The sequence below is a fragment of the Actinoplanes sp. TFC3 genome, from assembly GCF_001553785.1.
Classification (GTDB): domain Bacteria; phylum Actinomycetota; class Actinomycetes; order Mycobacteriales; family Micromonosporaceae; genus Actinoplanes.
Genome location: NZ_LOJP01000001.1, coordinates 2481122 through 2501806, shown reverse-complemented (window position 1 = coordinate 2501806; position 20685 = coordinate 2481122). Strand labels below are relative to the sequence as shown.

At 71.4% G+C, this 20685-nt stretch carries 10 protein-coding genes; 7 read left to right on the top strand and 3 right to left on the bottom strand.

What is annotated here, in order from left to right:
- Positions 1–118 precede the first annotated feature (118 nt).
- Positions 119–1894: a CocE/NonD family hydrolase gene (locus TFC3_RS11330; RefSeq protein ID WP_067499009.1), complete on the top strand. Its 1776-nt coding sequence runs from the start codon at positions 119–121 to the stop codon at positions 1892–1894.
- Between the two features lie 36 nt (positions 1895–1930).
- Here TFC3_RS11330 and TFC3_RS11325 read toward each other — a convergent pair whose 3' ends face one another.
- Both TFC3_RS11325 and TFC3_RS11320 read right to left on the bottom strand, forming a co-directional pair.
- Positions 1931–2404 (bottom strand): DUF2267 domain-containing protein, encoded by a 474-nt coding sequence (locus TFC3_RS11325; RefSeq protein ID WP_067499007.1) that lies wholly within the window; start codon positions 2402–2404, stop codon positions 1931–1933.
- Positions 2405–2502: 98 nt separating this feature from the next.
- A complete protein-coding gene (locus tag TFC3_RS11320) occupies positions 2503–2724 on the bottom strand; it encodes a hypothetical protein (protein ID WP_067499006.1) in 222 nt (73 codons plus the stop codon).
- A gap of 90 nt (positions 2725–2814) precedes the next feature.
- On the opposite strand from TFC3_RS11320, the gene TFC3_RS11315 reads away from it, so the two are divergent.
- From TFC3_RS11315 to lhgO, 3 genes are read left to right on the top strand one after another with little or no spacing between them, the layout of a single operon-like run.
- On the top strand, positions 2815–3447 hold the full coding sequence (locus tag TFC3_RS11315) for an ABATE domain-containing protein (protein WP_067499004.1): 633 nt from the start codon (positions 2815–2817) through the stop codon (positions 3445–3447).
- Positions 3448–3507: 60 nt separating this feature from the next.
- Positions 3508–4719, top strand: coding sequence for an MFS transporter (locus TFC3_RS11310; protein WP_067499002.1), 1212 nt, complete (start codon positions 3508–3510; stop codon positions 4717–4719).
- Between the two features lie 22 nt (positions 4720–4741).
- Positions 4742–5947 carry an L-2-hydroxyglutarate oxidase gene (gene lhgO / locus TFC3_RS11305; protein ID WP_067499001.1) on the top strand — a complete coding sequence of 402 codons (1206 nt, stop codon included), beginning with the start codon at positions 4742–4744 and terminating at the stop codon, positions 5945–5947.
- A gap of 10 nt (positions 5948–5957) precedes the next feature.
- On the opposite strand, the gene TFC3_RS11300 is transcribed toward lhgO, so the two are convergent.
- The gene (locus tag TFC3_RS11300; RefSeq protein ID WP_067498999.1) at positions 5958–8624 is read right to left on the bottom strand and encodes a LuxR C-terminal-related transcriptional regulator; all 2667 of its coding nucleotides are present in this window, start codon (positions 8622–8624) and stop codon (positions 5958–5960) included.
- 677 nt (positions 8625–9301) lie between these two features.
- Between TFC3_RS11300 and TFC3_RS11295 the strand changes: the two genes are divergently transcribed.
- From TFC3_RS11295 to TFC3_RS11285, 3 genes are all read left to right on the top strand, one after another.
- Positions 9302–16444 carry a type I polyketide synthase gene (locus tag TFC3_RS11295; RefSeq protein ID WP_067498997.1) on the top strand — a complete coding sequence of 2381 codons (7143 nt, stop codon included), beginning with the start codon at positions 9302–9304 and terminating at the stop codon, positions 16442–16444.
- Positions 16445–16561: 117 nt separating this feature from the next.
- Positions 16562–19525, top strand: coding sequence for a 3-phosphoshikimate 1-carboxyvinyltransferase (aroA, locus tag TFC3_RS11290; RefSeq protein WP_067498996.1), 2964 nt, complete (start codon positions 16562–16564; stop codon positions 19523–19525).
- A complete protein-coding gene (locus TFC3_RS11285; protein WP_067498994.1) occupies positions 19518–20675 on the top strand; it encodes an acyl-CoA dehydrogenase family protein in 1158 nt (385 codons plus the stop codon). The genes aroA and TFC3_RS11285 overlap by 8 nt, the downstream gene beginning before the upstream one ends.
- The last annotated feature ends 10 nt before the right edge of the window (positions 20676–20685 follow it).

The following is a 20685-nucleotide window of genomic DNA, read 5'->3' as shown; positions in this document are numbered from 1 at the left end:
GTCACCACAGTGGATGACCAGGCCGGAGAAACATCCACCGAAAGGGGGCCCTCCCAGCGCCGCGACACGCTAGCGTCAGATCGAGAGAGATTAATCTATGTGACTCGGGGAGGTCCGGATGAACTTGAGCAGGCAGATCGCAGCCGCCACCGGCGCGCTGATCATGCTGGCAGCACCGGTGGCGCTCGGGACGGCGTCCGCCGCTTCCGCCGCGCCGCCGGGACTTCAGCGGGGCATCACCCACGCGGAGAATCCCCGCGTTCCGCAGGGCGCAGTGTGGACGGAAGCCTACTTCCCGTCAGCGGACCACAGCGGGGTCGAGTTGCACGCCGACGTCCTGCGGCCGGAGCACCTGCCCGCCCACGCCCGGACGCCGGTGATCCTCGCGGTCGGCCCCTATTTCAGCCACGCGGGTCAGACCGGACCGCAGGGGTTTCCCCAGACCGGGCCGTCGAACCGGTTCGAGGACTTCACCAGCGGCACCGACCTGTTCGCGCGCGGGTACTCGTACGTCATGGTGGACCTGCGCGGGTTCGGTGGGAGCACCGGCTGCCTGGACTGGGTGGGGCCCGGCGAGCAGGCTGACGTGAAGGCGGCGATCCAGTGGGTGGCGAGCCGGCCGTGGTCCACCGGCAAGGTCGGCATGTACGGCAAGTCGTACGATGCGGTGACCGGTCTGGTCGGTAACAACCTGCGGTTGGGAGCACTGAAGGCAATCGTCGCCCAGGAGCCGGTGTGGAACATGTACAACTACCTGTTCAGCAACGGCGTCCCCCGGCCCAATGTGACGGGCACCCCGAACGCCTACAACGGCATCGCCACGATGGCGCAACTGCCCGACGACTCCGAGCACTACCGGGCGAACGCAGCGTACGAACAGAGCCACCCCGAGTGCCTCGCGGACAACCTCACGAACAACAACAACCCCGATCTCGACTCGCGCTACTGGCGCGCCCGCAACCTGGCCGCCCAGGCCAAGGGTACGAACACCCCGCTGTTCATCACCCAGGGCTTCATCGAGAACAACACCAAGCCGGAGGACGTGCAGGAATACCTTGCCAACCACCGCGGCACCGAGCGCGGCTGGATGGGCCAGTGGGAGCACGTACGCGGTAACGAAACCAACCAGGGGCAGCTGCTGCAGGGTCGCGCCGGCTTCTTCGACGAGGTCATGCGCCTCTACGACCGCTATCTGAAGGGCATCCAGCCCGCCGTGCACGACCCCGCCTTCGCCCTCGAGGACAACACCGGCCGCTGGCGTGCGCAACCGGCGTGGCCCATCTGGTCGTCCACGACCACGGCGAGGTTGCAGGACGGACGGTACGTCGACACCGGCGGCCCCTCGGCGCTGGCCGCCCCGGCCGGTCAGCAGTGGGACATGGAGCACGCCACCGATCCCCTCCCGCCCACCGCCCGCAGCCTCGCACCGGCGCCCGCAGGCGGCTACGTCACCTGGTCCACCCCGGTACGGCAGCGGCTGAGGATCACCGCCACTCCCCGGATCTCGCTGCGGGCCGGGGCTTCCGGCAACGTGATGGTGCGGCTGTGGGATGTTGCCCCGGACGGCACCGCGGTGATGTTCGACGAGAACGTGGCGCTGATCGAACGGGCCGGACGGGTTGCGTTCGACCTCAAGGCGACCGACTGGACCCTGGAGGCGGGTCATCAGCTCGGCGTGCAGATCGGCACGATCGGCAGCGGGAGCTGGCTGGACACCCCCAGCGGCAATACGATCCGGGTCACGCAGGCGCGGCTGAACCTTGCGCTGCAGAACCCGCGCTCCGACGTGCCGGCCCAGGGCGACCGGTCACCGTTTCTGGACACCTATCTGAGGCAGTACACCCAGACGCTCACCGGCTCCCGGGAGGGAACCTTCCGGCTCAGCCTGCGCTGATCCGGGTAGATCGGCGCAGCCCCCGCCCCGCCGTCATCAGGCGAGTTGGGTGCGCTGCGCCGGGACGACCGCCGGCACCCGCACCTGGGCCGTGAGCGCTTCCGGGCGAACCGGGGTGCGCGGGAGAGCCGGCCGGCCGGAGCGCAGCAGCGGGCGCAGGTCGGGGGCGACCAGGTGGGCGAACGCCGCCGGGCTGATCACCCGCAGGGACGCGTTGAGCTGCTCGATGACTACGCGCGCCAGGAACGCGTTGTCGGGCTGGTCCACGTACAGGATCGAGGTGATCCGGCCGAGGAAGGCACGGCAGGTCGCCGGGGCCTCGAGGCGCAGGCGGCCGTCGAGCCGGGCGAGGATCTCGGTGGGCAGGTGCGGAGCGAGCAGTTCCGCGGCGCGGGGTGGGAGGACGTCGGTGAGGGCACCGGTCACCCCGCTGACCACACGAAGGCTTTCGCGGCGCCCGTGCAACCGAGCCCTGCGCTCGACGCTGGCCAGAAGAGCATCAATTTCCACCGAGGCGTCCTTCCAAACCTGTCGGGGTGTTGCCAGAGTGCCCCAGAGAAGAACGGTCAAACAGCGATGAGGCGGACGTCACCCCACCCGGCCCGCGCTCAGACCCGGGCGTCGCCCCAGTGATTGGCCGGCCGGCGTCGTGGGACGGGCGGGCGCCCGGGACCATCGAGGCGGGTGGCGATGCGGTGCAGCGCTCCGGCGGCGAGGCGCCGGATCCGGCCGGGCGCCGGGGCCGCGACCACCGGGCTGTCCGGCAGGGCCGAGGTCATGAGCCGAGGTGACGTGCCGTCGACCAGGGGAACCAGGGCGAGCTCGTACATCGACTTCTCCCTTCGCTGATGCGGGCTAAGCTTGCTTCGGTAGCAACATACCGCAGATGATGCTACCCAAACACCTTTGAGGGGGATCAGATGTCCGGGACGAGCTTTCCCACCCGGTACGGCGAGCTGTACGGCGGGCTCCCCTGCCTGGACTTCGCCAACACTTTGGACGGCCGTGCCACCGCCAACGCCATCGAGCTGCTGCCGGCCTGGCCCGACCTGGTCGACTGGTCGCACTACGCCGGACTGACCGGCCCGTCCACCGCCCAGCGGCTCACCGCGGCCCCGCCCGCTGCCGCCGGCGCCGTGTTCGCCACCGCGATCGAGTTGCGCGAGGCAATCTTCGAGGTCTTCGCCGCGATCGCGCACGACCACCCCGTCCCGGGCGGATCCCTGGCCCTGCTGCAGGCCCGCTACGCCGAGGCGACCACGCAGGCCCGGCTCGCACCGGGCGCAACCGCCTTCACCTGGCAGTACGACGGCGACACTCCCGGCCGGGTCTGGTGGCCGGTGGCGATCTCCGCCGTCCACTTGCTCCTCACGGGCCCGCTCGACCGGGTGAAACTCTGCGCGGCCGAGGCCGGCTGCCGGGGTCTTTTCCTGGACGTCAGCAAGAACCACAGCCGCCGCTGGTGCGGCGAGGGTTGCAGCCTCGAGGCCAAGATTCAACGGCAGGCACACCGCCGGCGCAGTGCCCGCACCGAGACCGCGCGCGTCCCGTGAAACGGTTACAGCGTCCGCTCCACGGTTGGCGAACCCTCGCCCGGCGTGATCGGGTAGGGCATGCTCTGGAGCCGTAACTTCCTCTATTTCTTCGTGGCCCGAACGGTTTCGGTATTCGGTGACGCGATGTTCACCGTGGCCTCCGCCCTGGCCATCGGCGCGGTCTACGGCTCCACCGGAGTCGGCTTCACCCTCGCGGCGTGGATGATTCCGTTCCTGTGCTGCATCCTGCTGGGCGGGGTCCTGGCCGACCGGTTCAGCGCCCGCCCGCTGATGATCGGCGCGGACGTGGTCCGCCTGTTCGCCCAGGGCACCATCGCGGCGGCCTTCTTCGTCGGCACGCCGTCGTTGTGGCTGCTGGTGGTGTGCTCCGCGGTCAGCGGCGCAGCGGCCGCCATGTTCCAGCCCGGGGTCAACAGCATGGTGCCGCTGGTGTCCTCGGACCCGCACCGCGCCAACGCGGTGATCAAGGTGGCGTACTCGTTCGCCCAGCTCCTCGGCCCGGCCGCCGCCGGTTTGCTGTACGGGCTGTTCGGCGCGGCCCCGGTGTACGTCGTGGACTCGGCCACCTTCGTCATCAGCGGCGTGTGCCTGGCGCTGCTCCGGCTTCCACCCGTCACCGCGACCGCCGGTTCCACCATGCTGCGCGACCTCAGCGTGGGCTGGCAGGAGTTCCGGTCCCGGACGTGGATGTGGAGCGTCATCCTGGTCTGGGCGGCGTACGGGATCGTCCTGATCGGACCGCTGGTGCCGCTGGGGTCGGTGCTCATCAGCGAACGCCTCGGCGCGCCGGCCTACGGGTGGATGCAGTCGGCCATCGGCGCCGGCACCATCATCGGGGGCCTGATCGCCCTGCGGGTGCGTCCGATCCGGCCGCTCGCCGCGGGCGCCGTCGCGATGTTCGGTTACGCGCTGCTGCCGCTGGCCATCGCGCTGCGCGGCTCGTTCACGATCCTGCTCGTCGCCGCCGCCGTCAACGGGTTGGCCTGGGCCTTCTGGGGGGTCATGTGGCAGACCACCGTGCAGACCCAGGTGTCGCCGGAGGTGCTCAACCGGGTCACGTCGTACGAGGTGTTCGGGTCCAACGGCAGCCTGCCGATCGGTCAGGCGCTGTCCGGGGTCATGATGCGCTTCGTCGGCGGTGAGCGGATGCTCGGCATCTCGGCGGTCATCAGCGTACTGGGCTGCGCGGTCCTGCTGTGCATCCCCGCCGTCCGCAACCTGCGTCAGGCCCCCGCACCGCAGCGCGACTTGATGCTCAAGCCGAGCTGAACCGGCCGCTTACGGTAAGGCCATGACGAAAGCCGAGGCCGTGGGCGAATCTGTGGTGGTGATCGGCGGTGGCATCCTCGGGCTGGCCGTCGCCCGTGAGCTGATGACCCGGGGTTCGCCCGTCACGGTCTGCGAGAAGGAGGACCGCTGGGGCGCGCACCAGACCGGGCACAACTCGCAGGTCGCGCACGCCGGGGTGTACTACGCGCCCGGTTCGGCCAAGGCGCGGCTGGCGGTCGACGGCAACCGCTCCATCGTGGCCTACGCCCGCGAGAACGGTGTCGCCGTGCAGGTCTGCGGCAAACTTGTCGTGGCCACCGAGCCGGGCGAGGTGGGCCGGCTCACCGCGCTGGCTACCCGGGCCGCAGCCAACGGGGTTCAGGCTCGGCTGCTGGACCGGGCGCAGGCGGCAGAATTCGAGCCGCATGTCGCGTGTGTGCGGGCCCTGCATGTCGCCTCCACCGCGGTGGTCGATTATCCGGGGATCTGCGCCCGGATGGTGGACGAACTCACCGCGGGCGGCGGCGATCTGCGGCTCGCGACACCGGTCACGGCGATCCGTCAGCACCGCAGCCGGGAGCTGGAGGTGGACACGCCGGGCGGGGTGATCCGGGCCGGACGCCTGGTCAACTGCGCCGGTCTGCAGGCCGACCGGGTCGCCCGGATGGCCGGGATCCAGCCGGGCGTTCAGATCGTGCCGTTCCGCGGCGAGTACTACCAGCTACGCGACGAGGCCAGCCACCTCGTTCGGGGGCTGGTCTACCCGGTCCCTGATCCGGCCCTGCCGTTTCTCGGGGTGCATCTGACCCGGATGCTGGACGGCACGGTTCACGCCGGCCCGAACGCGGTCCTCGCCCTGCGCCGCGAGGGGTACCGCTGGCGGGACATCTCCGTGCGCGACCTCGCCGCAGCCGCGGGTTATCCCGGCCTGTGGCGCTTGGCCGGGCAGTATCGCCGCAGCGCCACCGAGGAACTGCTCCGGTCGCTGTCGCGGCGCCGGTTCGCCGCCAGCCTCGCCAGGCTCGTACCCGGTATCGGGCCCGCCGACATCGTGCGGGCCGGTTCCGGCGTCCGCGCGCAGGCCTTGAACCCTGACGGCACACTGGTCGACGACTTTTTGTTCCGCGAGGCCCCCGGCCAGGTGCACGTGCTCAACGCGCCCTCCCCTGCCGCGACCGCCGCGCTGGAGATTGCCCGGACCGTCGCCGACCGCGTCCTCAAGTCCTGAGTTTCAAGTTCTAAGCCACGCCGGGGCCGGTGCCCCAGATGGCGTCGAGTTCGTCGCGGCGGTCGATGCCGAGCTTGCGGTAGATGCGGGTCAGGTGCTGCTCGACGGTGCTCATCGTGATGTAGAGCATGCTGCTGATCTCGCGATTGGTGTAGCCCTGCGAGGCCAGCCGGGCCACCTTTGCCTCGGCGCGTGACAGCGGGCCGCGGCGGGCCTTGCGGGCCGGGTCGGTGGGGTTCACCGGTTCTGGCGCGCGGCTGGCGGTGCGGCTGCGGGACACCTTCTCGGCGCGGCGTTGCACGCTGCGGCCGGTGGCCAGTTCACCGGCTTCCTGGTAGGCGCGGGCCATGGCGTCCAGGGCGCGGGCGTGCTCCAGCGACTCGCCGCGCTTCTCCAGCAGGGTGACGGCTTCCCGCAGCAGTGGCAGACCTTCCGGTTGGGGCAGGGCCTGAGCGAGCAGGCGCAGCGCCCGGCCCCGGCTCCACAGGCCGCTGGCCGGGATCGCGTCGAGGTGCTCGCGGGCCAGCCGGCGGGCCGAGTCGAGGTCGCCGAGCCGCAGCGCCGCCTCGGCCAGGTCGGCGCGCCACGGCAACAGCCCGGGCGCCTCCAGTTTCCAGGCGGTAAGGATCTCGCCGATGGCGCGGAAATCGTCGGCGGCGGACTGCCGGGCGTTGGTCGCCAGGTGATGCTGGCTGCGGGCCCGCAGATAGAGCAGTCCGTACGGGCTGCGGGTCAGGCACTGCGGCAGTGGCGCCGCGAACGCCGCAGCCACCTCGTCGTGGCGGCCCGTCTCGGTGAGCGACATCAGCAGCACCGCGCGGGGCACCGCCGCCAGCACCCCCCATTCGAGGTCGCCGACCAGGTCGATGGCGGTGCGGGCGCGCCCGATAGCGGTATCGAAGTCGCCGGCCCAGAACGCCACCTTGGCCTGCGCGGCGGCGACCAGCGAGTGCCACTGCGGCGGGTCACCGGCGCTGAGCTGACCCGCAAAGCGCCGGGTCCACGCCAGGATCTCGTCGGTGCGTTCCAGCGAGAGCAGCGTGAACAGGGCCAACTGACCGACTTCCAGGTCGGACTCGTGCGGCAGCACCCGGTGCAGCACCTCGACCGCCTCGGCGGTGGCCGCTTCGGTGTCCCCCGCGGCCAGCAGCCTCATCAGGGCCACGGCGCGTGGCAGCCACGGGTACATCCCGATGATCAGCTCGGGGCGCAGGTCGGAGCCGGGCAGGGCGGGCGCCTCGGGGAACACGTGACGCACCCACAGCCGGCTGACCGCCAGCTCCACCTCAGCCCGGTCGTCGCCGGCCCGGTCCGTTGCCAGGTCGAGCAGTTGGCGGGCGCCGGGGGTGCGGCCCTGCCAGGCGAGCAACTGGGCCAGCCGGGCAATGCGGTGAGCGGGCAGCTGACCGTCCAGGGCACTGGCCGACACCAGCGCGAGCATCTCGCCGACGCGCCGCGGTTGTGCCGCCCAGGTGAGGTCGAGCAACCGCGCCCGCAGCTCCGCGCGTTCGTCGCGCCCGGCCGTCCAGCCCAGGGCCAGGTTCAGAAAGCCGGCGGCTTCGTCGAAGTCGCGGGACTCGATGGCCTGCGCGGCGGCATCGCGCAGCACATCCAGCGCCCAGGGTTGCATCGCCTCGCCGGTGGCGACCAGGTGCTGGGCCACGACCCGCATCGGCGCGCCCTCGGCGTGCAGCACCTCGGCGGCCCGGCGGTGCATCGGGCGCATCGCCTCGGGTTCCAAGCCGGCGGCCACCGCGGCCTGCACCCAGGGTCGCAAGGTATGGTCCGGGGCGAGCAGGGCAAGCGCGATCAGGTCATCGAACACCGCGCCGAGGCCGGGCAGGGAGAGTTCCAGCACCTGGCTCAGGGTGGCCGGGTCGTAGTGGTCACCCAGCACCGCGATGGCCCGGGCGGCGTCCGCCAGATCGTGTTTGGCCAGGATGTGGTGCGCGGCCCGGCCGAACGCGGGACCGGCCTCGGTCATCCAGTCGTGCACCGAGTCGGCGGCGGCCAGGTCGTCGAGGGCCGCGTCGACGAGCCTGGCGTTGCCTCCGATGTCCAAGGGCAACTGCGCCAGCACGACATCGTCAACCTCGCCGGCTAGCGCCCCGCGCAGGATCTGCTCGACGGTGGCGGCGGTCAGCGGACGCAGCTTGGCACGGTTGGCCGGCGGGGCCAGGCTCAGCGTCTCGCCGTGCTCGGACATGCCGCTGCGCCAGGCGTACACGGCGAAGACGGCGTCGGGGGCGATGCGGTGCGAGAGCTCTTGCAGGAACGCTCGGCAAGCCTCGAGGTCCAGCGCGGCTTCGTCGACGATGACCGCCACGGGCATGCGGTGCCCGAGCCGGGCCAGCCGGGCCGCCACATCGGCCGGCTCGCGGGAACCACCGTCGGCCAGGCGCGCGGAGGGGGCCAGCAGCGCGGCCACGTCGGTGGTGGCCGACGCGCCCGCGAACAGCATCCGGGGATGCCGGTCGGGGAGCGCGCGCCGGGCGGCGCGTACCAGCACCGGCCGGCGCAAGGCGTCGGAACCGGCGACCACGGTGATCCCGGCCGTCTCCAGGCCGCGCAGGACCACCGGGTCGGCGAGCACGATCAGGTCGTCACCGCGTACGTCGGCGCGGACCTCGAGGCGCACCGCCGGCGCCGCCAGGGTGAACGCCTGAATCGAAACCACTTTTGCAGCCGCTTCCTTACGCAAGCAGAACTCCAAATTCCGTCCTCCGCCATAACTCCGGAGGTTTGACCAGGTCAGCACCGCCGCGGACGGCTGCGGTAAACACGTTGCCTGAACGGTGCGGCAATAGAGATGCCGGGGTTTGACCTCGGCTTTTACACGTTGTTAACAAAGCGTTTTTCACCAGGCCGGCGAACTTTTGACGAATGGGAACGCTATCACGATTGAAACTACAACGTCTAATACAAGGAATGTCCATGAGCGACACTACGGTCCGTTACCGCACCTGGCCCGTAAGACCGGCTGCACGCTGCACTTCCATCCTGACAGGGCTGTGATCTGCGGTAATCGCTACCACCCGCGCCGCAGGCGGCGAACTCCGTGACTCCCGGCGAGCCCGCGCGCACAGGCGTTAACATCTGCACGCCCAAAGTCTTCATAATCAGCTGAGGATCAAAAGGGCAGCAGTGGGCAACCAAAAGACTCTGACCACCTCCCCGGCGCCGCAGTTGGAGCCCCTCAGTCCCACAGACATTGAAAGTGGCCATTACCGATCGCCACCACAGCGCCCGCGCAAAGGGGGAACTGGGGGTTTTCAGGGGTGCCTAGGGGTGTTTCACCAGCGCATTCCTCTTGTTCGCTGGTCGGATCGAGCCGCCGCTGACATTGAGGAATCCATGACCGAAGCCCTTGAGCCCGTCGTTGTCGCCGGTACCGCGCCGGATGCCGGGGCCGCAGCGGTCCCCGCCGCCCTGCTCTGGGCGGCCCTCGAGGATGCCGGGATCGTGGTGTCGGCGGCCGAGCCTGTCGTCGCCTTTCTCACCTCCCCCGCCCCGCAGCTCGACGGCATCGCGGGGCTCTCGGTTCGTCTCGCCGCCGACCCTACTGCGGCCGCCGAGGCGGCAGTGCGATCCGGCGAGGTGCGTTTCGCAGTGGCGGCCGGGCCCGGTCGGACACCGGCCACGGTGGTGACCCGGCCCGGAAGCGAACCGGCGCCGGCGGCCGGCGGAACACCCCTCAGTGAGCAGCCGTTTGTCCCGCCGTTGCTGGTTTCCGGGCGCACCGAGGCCGGATTGCGGGCGCACGCGCGGGCGCTTTCGTCCACCTTGGAAGCCCGAGCAGATATCCGACTCAGTGACGCCGCCTACACCCTGAACGCCTCCCGGGTCGTCTGGCCTCGCCGGGTTGCCGTCAACGCGATGGACCGCGAGAACGCGATCACGCTCCTGCGCGAGCTGGCCGACGGAAGCACCCCAGTGCCGGCTGCCGGTGACGCTGGGCCAGGCGTGGTTTTCGTCTATCCGGGCCAGGGTGCTCAGTGGACCGGGATGGCCACCGAACTCGCCTCGGTGGCACCGGTGTTTCGTGAGGCGCTCGCCGAGTGCGCCCGGGAGCTGCGCCCGTGGACCGAGTTCGAGCTGAACGACGCGTTGTCCGGCGCGATCGCCATGGACCGGGTCGAGGTCATCCAGCCCGCCCTGTTCGCGGTCATGGTGGCGCTGACCCGGCTGTGGAACGCGCACGGGGTCACCCCTGCGGCCGTGGTGGGGCACAGCTTCGGCGAGATCGCTGCGGTGACCGCGGCGGGTGGGTTGTCGGTGGCCGACGGGTGCCGCCTGGTCGCCACGGTCAGTAAGGCGCTGGCCGGGTTGCAGGGCACCGGGGACATGGTGGCGGTGGCGATGTCCGAGCCGGAGATCACCCGGCGGGTCACCGAGTGGGAGCTCGATCTGGCCGTGGCGGTGGTGAACGGGCCGCGCTCGACGGTGGTGGCCGGTCCCAGCGCGGCCGCCGCCGAACTGAAGCGCCGGCTTGAGCAGCAGGGCGAGCGGGCCTGGATCCTGCCGATCAACATCGCCGGGCACACCGGTCACATGGAACCGATCCGCGACTACCTGGTAAGCGAGGTGGCGGCGATCCAGCCCCGCGCGGCCGCCGTGCCGGTGCACAGCTCAACCGCACCTGAGCCGCTGGAGACCGCGGGTCTGGACGCCGAGCACTGGTTCGACAGCCTGCGGGAGACCGCGCGGTTCTCCCGGGTCACCGAGACGCTGCTGCACGCCGGGCACCGGGTGTTCATCGAGATGAGCCCGCACCCGGTGCTGACGGTGTCGATCACCGAGACCGCGGCGCAGGCCGGCCGGGACGTGGTCGTGCTGGACACCATGCGCCGCGACGACGCCGGGTACGACCGCTTCGTCCGCGCGCTCGCCGACTCGCAGGTGCACGGGACCACGCCCGACTGGGCCAGGGTGCTTGCCGGGGCCGGCCGGGTCGCGCTGCCGGCGTACCGGCCGGATTTCGACAGCGCCGACGCCGCCGGGCCGACCCTCGCCGACCGGCTGCGGCCGTTGCCACCGCACGAGCGGGTGGCCGAGGTGACCCGGATGGTGACCGGGCTGCTGGCCGGCGGCGTCGAGCCGGATCGCGATTTCCGGTCGCTGGGCGTGGATTCGGTCGGGGCGCTCGGGTTGCGCAACCGGCTCGTCGAGCTGACCGGAGCACGGCTCGGGGTCGGTCTGCTGTTCGATCACCCGACACCGAGCGCGGTGGCCGGGGAGGTTGTGCGCGTGCTGTTCGATGACGCTGAGGACGTACCGGATGAGGATCTCGCTCCGGGTGATCCCCAGGAAGCGATTGCGATCGTCGGCATGGCCTGTCGTTTCCCCGGTGGGGTGGAGTCGCCGGACGAGTTGTGGCGCCTGATCGTCGAGGGGCGCGACGGGGTGGCCGATTTCCCGGCCGATCGGGGCTGGGATCTGGTGACGCTCAGCGATGCGGACCCCGAAACGCCCGGCACGTTCTATCCACGTCAGGCCGGGATGCTCACCGATGTGGCCGGCTTCGACGCTGATTTCTTCGGTATTTCCCCGCGTGAGGCGCTGGCGATGGACCCGCAGCAGCGGTTGCTGCTGGAGACGTCGTGGGCGGCGCTGGAGGACGGCGGCATCGACGGCACGGGCCTCAAGGGCAGCCGCACCGGCGTTTTCACGGGCATCATGAGCTTGCCGTACGGAGCCCCGCCGCACCGCGCCCGCCCCGACCTCGAGGGCTACGTCGTCACCGGCACCCTGTCCAGTGTGGCCTCGGGCCGGCTGTCCTACGCGCTCGGGCTGGAGGGCCCGGCGATCACGCTGGACACGGCTTGCTCGTCGGCGCTGGTGGCTCTGCATCTGGCCGTGCAGGCGCTGCGCCGCGGTGAGGCGGACCTGGCCCTCGCCGCGGGCGCCACCGTGATGGCCGAGCCGGGGCTGTTCATCGAGTTCAGCCGGCTGCGCGGGCTCGCCCCGGACGGGCGGTCCAAGCCGTTCTCGGCTGAGGCTGACGGGTTCGGCATGGCCGAGGGCGTCGGCGTGCTCGTGGTGGAGCGGCTGTCCGACGCGCAGCGGCTGGGCCACCGCGTGCTGGCCGTCGTACGCGGTTCGGCGGTCAACCAGGACGGCGCGTCCAACGGGCTGACCGCGCCGAACGGGCCGGCCCAGCGCCGGGTGATCCGGGCTGCGCTGCGTGACGCGGGCGTGGAGCCGGGCGAGGTCGACCTGCTGGAGGCGCACGGCACCGGCACCAAGGTCGGGGACCCGATCGAGGCGCAGGCGCTGCTGGCGACGTACGGGCGGAACCGGGTCGAGGGGCGGCCCGTGCATCTGGGGTCGGTGAAGTCCAACGTCGGGCACACCCAGTCGGCCGCCGGGATCGCCGGGGTCATCAAGGCAGTGCAGGCGATGCGGCACCAGGTGCTGCCGCGCAGCCTGCATGCCGAGCAGCCCACCGCCGAGGTGGACTGGTCGGCCGGCACGGTGGAACTGCTGGCCGATAACAAGCAGTGGACCTCGGCCGGGCATCCGCGCCGCGCCGGCGTGTCGGCGTTCGGGATCAGCGGCACCAACGCGCACGTCATCCTCGAGGAATACGAAACCCCGGCCTGCACTACCCAACCCCCCGCCTGGGTTGCGACGGCGGTGCCGCTGACGCTGTCAGGCAAAACCCCGGAGGCGGTACGAGCCCAAGCCCACGCCCTGCGCGACCACCTGCTGGCCCATCCCGAGCTACCGCTGGCCGATGTCTCGTACACGTTGATGCACGCCCGCTCAGCCTTCGCGCACCGGGCCACCGTCGTCGGCGACCGGGATCAGCTGCTGCGCGAGCTGGGTGCGCTTGAGTCCGTACCGGCCGGGGCGGGGCGGGTGGCGGGCGTGTTCTCCGGGCAGGGCTCGCAGCGCACCGGCATGGGACATCAGCTCGCCGCGGACTTCCCGGTGTTCGCCGGCGCCCTGGACGAGGTGTGCGCGCACCTGGACCCGCTGCTCGACCGGCCGCTGCGCGAGGTGATGTGGGGCCAGGACGACGATCTGCTTGCTCGTACGGAGTTCGCTCAACCGGCCATCTTCGCGTTCGAGGTGGCCCTGGCCCGGCTGTGGCAGTCATGGGGCGTCAGCTTCACCGCGCTGGCCGGGCACTCGGTGGGTGAGATCGCCGCAGCCGTCATCGCCGGGGTGCTCACCCTCAACGACGCCGCCAAGCTGGTGGCGGCCCGCGGCCGGCTCATGGGCGCCCTGCCCACCGGCGGTGCCATGGCCGCGATCAACGCCCCGGCAGCCGAGGTGGCCGCGACGCTGACCGGCGACGCCACGCTGGCCGCGGTCAACGCCGCGCAGGCCGTCGTGGTGTCCGGACCCGGGCAGGATGTCGACGCGATCGCCGAGCTGTGGCGCGAACGCGGGCACCGCACCACCCGGCTGCGGGTCAGCCACGCCTTCCATTCGGCGCTGATGGAACCGATCCTCGCCGACTTCACCGAGGTGCTCGCCGGGCTCACATTCCACGCCCCGGCCACCCCGATCAGCCCGTCGGCCGACACCGCCCACCCGATTGACAGCGCCGACTACTGGGTCGATCACGCCCGCAAGGCGGTGCTGTTCGCCGACGCCATTGACGGCCTGCCCGAGATCGACGTGCTGCTCGAAATCGGCCCGGACGCCGCGCTGACCCCGCTGCTCGACAACGCGATCCCCAGCGCCCGGCGCCGTCAGCCGGAAACCCTGGCCCTGCTCACCGCCGCCGCCCGCGCGTACGACCACGGCACCCCCCTCACCTGGCGTGCCCTGCACCCCACCGGCAGCCTGGTCACCCTGCCGCACTACGCCTTCCAGCACGAGCGGTACTGGCTGAGCGAACCCACCCCGGCCGGTACGACCCACGGCGCCGACACCTATGCGCACCCGGTGCTGACCGAGCGCACCGACCTGCCCGGCAGCGGCGGCGTCGTGCTCACCGGCCGGCTCGACCCCGGCACCGACCCCTGGCTGGCGCATCACGTGGTGATGGACACCGTCCTGTTGCCCGGCACCGGCTTCGTGGAGCTGGCCCTCGAAGCGGCCCGCGCGGTCGGCGCCGGTTCGGTGGACGAGCTGGTGCTGCGCGCCCCCATGGTGTTCCCCGCCGGGCGGCCCCGGGAGGTGCAGGTGTGGGCCGGGCCCGCCCAGGATTCCGGCCGGGAGCTGCAGCTCCGCACCCGGGAACCCGGTGGCGAGTGGACCCTGCATGCCGGTGGCCTGCTGGCCGCGCACCGGGCCGGCACCGCTGACCTGCCGGCCGGCTGGACCGAGCCGGTGTGGCCACCGGCCGGGGCGAGTAAGGTGCCCGGCGGCTCGTTCTACCCCGGCCTTGCGGCCCGTGGCTACGAGTATGGCCCGGCTTTCCACGGCGTGCAGGCGCTGTGGGTCCGCGGCAACGAGCTGTTCGCCGATGTCGTGCTCCCCGAGGGCCAGCCGACCGGCTTTGGCATCCATCCGGCGCTGCTCGACGCCGCCCTGCACGCGCTGCCGATCACCGGGGCGCTGTACGACGGCGATGACGACGTGCGGCTGCCGTTCTCGTTCAACGGTGTCTCGCTGCTGGCGGCCGACGCCCGGCAGGTGCGCATGCGCATCCTCGTGGACGAGCAGGCCGGCACCGCCCGGGCCTACGCCACCGACGTCGCGGGCAACCCGGTGCTGGCCATGGAGTCGCTGGTCATCCGCTCGGTGCAGCGCTCGCAGCTGCAGGCCGCCGGTGGCGTGGAACCGGCGGCCCACTTCACCGTCGGCTGGGAACGCCTGCCGCTGACCGCGGCCGCCTCGGTGCCCGGCTCCTGGCGGCTCATCGGCGACCTGCCCCTGGCAGTCACCGCGATGCTCACCCCGAGCGGGGACACCCCGGCCGACGGCGTCCTGATCGCAGCCCGCACCGCCGAAGAGCTGCTGCACGCCCTCGCCGAGGTCGGCTCGGATGGGCCGGTCTGGTGCGTCACCACCGGCGCGACCGCCGACGACGTGGCCGCTGCGGGCGTCTGGGGGCTGGGCCGGGTCGCGGCGCTGGAACGCCCGGAGCAGTGGGGCGGGCTGATCGACCTGCCCGCCGAGCCCGACGCGACGACGGCCGGTCTGCTCGCTGCCGTGCTCACCGCGGACGGCGGCGAGGATCAGGTGGCGATCCGCGACGGTGCCGTGCACGCCCGGCGGCTCTCGCCCGCACCGGCGAGCCAGCCGGGTGGGCCGTGGGCGCCGAAGGGCACGGTACTGATCACCGGCGGCACCGGCGGGCTCGGCGGGCACGTCGCCCGGCGGCTGGCCACCACCGGCAGCGCCGACCGGCTGGTCCTGGTGTCAAGGCGTGGCCCGGAGGCGCCCGGCGCGATCGAGTTGCGCGATGAGCTCCGCGCCGCGGGTACCGACGCCGACGTGGTGGCCCTGGACATCACCGACCGCGACGCCGTCACCGCCCTGCTGTCCACTCTGGAGGTGAGCAGCGTGGTGCACACGGCCGGGGTGGTCAGCGACATCCCGATCGGTGAGCTCACCGCGGAGCGGCTGGCCGCCGAGACCGCGGCCAAAGTCGAGGGTGCCCTGGTGCTCGACGAGCTGCTGCCGCAGCTGGACACCTTCGTGCTCTTCTCCTCGATCAGCGGCGTCTGGGGCGCCGGCGGGCAGGCCGCGTACGCCACTGGCAACGCCCAGCTCGACGCGCTCGCCCGGCGCCGGCGCTCCCGGGGTCAGGCGGCCACCGCTGTGGCGTGGGGGCCGTGGCTGGGCGGGGGCATGCTGACCGACCGCGACGAGCGGGAGTTGCGCCGCCTCGGCCTGGCCCCGCTGGCCGTGGACAGTGCGCTGCGCTCGCTGGATCAGGCGGCCGGGCCGGGGGTCACCGAGCTGGTGGTCGCCAACGTGAACTGGCCGCGGTTCCTCCCCGCGTTCACGGCGGCCCGGCCAAGCCCCCTGCTGGCCGGTCTCGCCCCGGCCGAGGTGCCCGCGGCGCCCGCCGCCCCCGGTGGGTCCGCGGTCGACCGGCTGACTGGCCTGGCGCCCGAGCAACGCCGCGCGGCACTGCTGGAGCTCACCCTGGCTCAGGTCGCCGCGCTGATCGGGCAGGCCGACCCGGCGGCGATCGACCCGGCCCGGGCTCTCAAGGATCTCGGCTTCGACTCGCTGATGTCGGTCGAGCTGCGCAACAAACTCATGGCATTGTTCGGCATCAGGCTCTCGGCCACCCTGGTATTCGATTATCCGACGCCCGACGAACTCACCGACTATTTGCTGGCCCAGCTCGATCTCGATGACAACAGCGCGGCGCAGGTGCCGTTGCTGACCGAATACGAATCCGTGGAATCAAAAGCGCTGTCGCCTTTCGTCGACGGTGCGACCCGCGCCGAGCTGGCCCGGCGGCTGCGCTGGCTGCTGGAGCGCCTCGACCGCCCGGACCCCGCCGCACCGGCCACCATCAGGGCCGATGACCTGGGATCGGCCAGCGCGGCCGAGCTGATGAGCTTCCTCGACTCGGTCTGAGCGGCCCCTACCCCTCAAGCCCCCTAACCGTTTCTAGGGGGCTTGAGGGGATTGCCGCCAGCAGTCGCGCGGTGAACTAATCCAACGGATTCCCGACCTGGAGAGAAAGCAGGCTCAATGCATCTTCTCGTCAACGGGATAGGCCATCGGGTGACCGGTGAAATCGACGTCCCGACTTCGAAATACCACGCCCACCGGGCACTCATTCTCGCCTCGCTGGCCGAGGGCGTCAGCACCATCCGCGGGCACTGCGACGCGCGGCACGTGCACTACACCGTGCAACTGCTGCGCGGTCTGGGCGTGACCATCACCCGCCGCGGCAACGCGTACGAGGTGCACGGCCTCGGCGGACGCTACCGGCCCCGCCGCGCGTCGGTCTCGGCCGGCAGCTCCGGCACCACGCTGTACTTCATGCTCGGGCTGGCCTCACTGGCCGACCGTCCGGTCACCGTCACCGGTCAGAAGTACTTCCGCCGCCGCCCGGTCGAGCCGCTGCTGCGCGCGCTCAAGCAGATGGGCGTCGAGTTGCAGTCGGCCGACAACTGCCCGCCCGTGCACATCGCCGGCGCCCGCCCGGCCGGCGGGCACGTGAAGATCCCGGGCACGCTGTCGCAGTGGATCTCCGGGCTGATCCTGCTCGCGCCGTTCGCCACCGGACCCAGCACCATCGAGGTCGAGGGTGAGCTCAACGAGCGCACCTATCTCGAGCTGACCGTGGCCATGATGCGCCAGTTCGGCCTGCAGGTAACCGTTTCCGCCGACTGGCGCCGCTTCGACGTGGAGCCGGACCAGCAGGCCCGTCCGGTCGACCTGAGCCTGCCGCCGGACATCGGCTCGGCCGCGTTCGGGGTGGCGCTGGCCGCGCTGCACCCCAGCGAGGTGCTGCTGCGCGGGCTCACCAGCCTCGACGGAAGTGCCGCGGACCACCCCGAGTTCCATTTCCTCGACGCGGCGCGGGCCATGGGCGTACCGATGCGGGTCACCGGGGGCGGCACGCTGATCCGCCAGGACGCGCCGCGGCTGCGCGCCATCGACTGGGATCTGCGGGACATGCCCGACATGCTGCCGATCCTGTCGGCCATGGCGGCGTTCGCCGACGGGGAATCGGTGTTCGGCAACGTCGCGCACACCCGGCTCAAGGAGTCGGATCGGGCCGCGGCGATGGTGCAGCTCAACGCCATGGGCGCTCAGGTCGAGCTGAGCGGCAACGAGCTGCGCATCCGCGGGGTCGATCGGCTGCGGGCGGCGCGGCTGCGCTCGTACAACGACCACCGGGTGCTGATGTCGCTGGCGATCGCGGCGACCCGGGCCGACGGCGGGTCCACGCTCACGTACCCGCGGGCTTACCGGATCTCGTACCCGGGGTTCCTGGACGCGGTGAACGGGGTGGGGGCCGAGATGTCGGTGCCGGGCAGGGAATCGGAGGACGTTTCGCGGGTGACGTTGCCGCAGTGGCTGCGACGGCGGGCTCAGGAGCGGGCCGATGAGGTCGCAGTTGTGGACGTACGGCGGGATTCCGATCTGGTTGTGACCTGGGGTGGTCTGCAGGACCGGGTGGATCGGGCGGCTGCGATGCTGCTGCGCCTGGGCGTGCGCCGCGGTGACAACGTGGCCTACCAACTGCCCAACCGCATCGAGTTCGTGGTGCTGTCGCTGGCCGCGTTGCGCATCGGTGCGGTGTGCTGCCCGATCATGCCGTTCTTCCGCGAGCGCGAGATCGCCTTCGTGCTGGGCCGGGCCCGGGCTCAGGTGCTGGTCGTGGCCGACCGCTACCGCAACCGCCGGCCCGCGCAGGAAGTGGCAGGGCTGAGCGAGCAGGATCGCGCCGGGTTGCGGCACCTGGTCGTGCTGTCCGAAGCAGACGGTACGGCCGAACTCCCCGATACCTCCGGGCTGGCCGTGCACGACTGGGACCAGGCGCTGACCGGAACCGTTGCCGACCGGGCCGTGCTCGACGAGCAGAACCCCACCCCCGACCTCCACGCCCAGCTACTGTTCACCTCGGGCACCACCGGCGAACCCAAGGGCGTGCTGCAGCCCTCGCACAACCTGGTCCGGGCCGCCGCGATGGAGATCCGTTTCCTGGGCCTGGGTCCCGACGACGCCATCTGGGTGCCCTCGCCGCTGGCCCACCAGACCGGCTTCCTGTACGGCATGGTGCTGGCCCTGGTGCTCGGTGTACCGCAGATCCTGCAGTCGGAGTGGAATGCCAAGCGGGCGCTGCGCTCGCTCAACGAGCACCGGGCGACGTTCGTGCAGGCGGCCACGCCGTTCCTGAGTGACCTGGTGGAAGCCGTCGAGCAGAGCGGTGACGTACCCGAGCATCTGCGCATCTTCGTGGCCACCGGCGCGACGGTGCCCCGCACGCTGGCCGAGCGGGCCACCCGGGTGCTGGACACCGCGGTGTGCGGCGCGTTCGGCACCACCGAGACGTGCCTGGGAGCGCTGGCCACGCCGGACAGCGAACCGGCGCAACGCTGGGGCACCGACGGGCGCGCCCTGGACGGGGTGGAGCTGCGCATCGTCGACGATGAGGGCCGCGCCCAGCCGCCCGGCGTCGAGGGCAACTTCGAGCTGCGCTCGGGGACCATGTTCGGCGGCTACCTGGACCGCCCCGGCCTGACCGGGGAGGCGTTCACCCCCGACGGCTTCTACCGCACCGGCGATCTGGCCACCCTCGACGAGCACGGCTATCTGCGGATCACCGGCCGGGTCAAGGACGTCATCAACCGCGGCGGCGAGAAGATCCCGGTGGCCGAGGCCGAGCAGTTGCTGTTCGAGCACCCGGCGGTGGCCGACGTGGCGATCGTGGCCATGCCCGACGAGCGGCTGGGCGAGCGGGCGTGCGCGTTCGTGGTGCTGCGCGAGGGCGCCGAGCTGACGTTCGCGCAGATGCAGGAGTACCTGGACGGCCGGCGGATGGCCAAGCAGTACTGGCCGGAGCGGCTGGAGGCGATCGAGGCGTTGCCGCGCAACCCGATCGGCAAGGTGCAGAAGTTCAAGCTTCGCGTGGTGGCCGCGGACCTGCGGCCGGTGAACAGCCGTACGACAGCAGAGAAGGCGATCGACATTGATGGATGAGCAGCAGTTCACCGAGCTCCGGTCCCGGGTCGAGCTGTGGGTGCGCGGGCCGGGCGAGCACTGGGCCGAGCACATCGAGGCCACCGGCGAGGCGCCCGAGGAGCTCTGGGTCGAGCTCAACGATCACGGCTTCCTGCGGATGGCCGCGCCGATCGAGTACGGCGGCCTGGGCCTGGGCTTCACCCGCTGGATGCAGCTGATGGAGATCTTCTCCCGCTCGCACGGCTCGGTACGGATGATCGTGCACGTCGTCAACGGCATCTGGCGCTCGATGGACGGCCACGCCGACGACGAGCAGCGCAAGCGTTTCGTCATCCCGTCGATCACCGGCGACATCAAGATCGCGTTCACGCTGACCGAGCCGGGCAACGGCACCGGCGCCGACATCACCACCTCCGTGGTGCGCGAGGGTGACACCTACTTCCTGTCCGGCCGCAAGCATCTGATCACCTTCGGCGTGCGCTGCGACTACTACCTGCTGGCCGCCCGCCTTGAGGGCAGCAGCGGCAAGGACGGCACGGTGGCGCTGCTGGTGCCACGCCACGCCGAAGGCATCACCGTGCAGGACACCTCGAACACGATGGGCGTGGTGGGCACCGACCACGCCACGCTCACCTTCAACCGCACCCCGGTGCCGGTAGCCAACCGCCTCGGCGCCGAGGGCGACGGGCTGGCCGTGTTCCTCGGTGGCTTCCTCACCCCCTCGCGCATCTCCGTGGCGATGAGCTGCGTCGGGCTGGCCACGCGGGCGCAGGAGCTGGCCATCGAGTACGCCCGCACCCGGGTCACGTTCGGCAAGTCGCTCACCGAGCGGCAGGCCATCCAGTTCATGCTCGCCGAGAACGCCGCCGACATCGAGGCCGCCCGCCAGCTCGTGCTGCACGCCGCGCGACGCTTCGAGCAGGGCGCCGCCGACGCGTCCATGCAGTCCTCGATGGCCAAGATGCACGCCGTCACGATGCTGACCGCCGTGACCGACAAGGCCCTGCAGGTGCACGGCGGGCTGGGTTACTGGAAGTCGCAACCCATCGAGCGGGTCTACCGCGACGCCCGGGCGCAGCGCTTCGAGGAAGGCACCAACGAGATCCAGAAGACGGTTGTCTTCCGGGAGCTGCTGCGCACCACCCCGAGCCCGGCACCGGGCCGATGAGCCTCGAAGG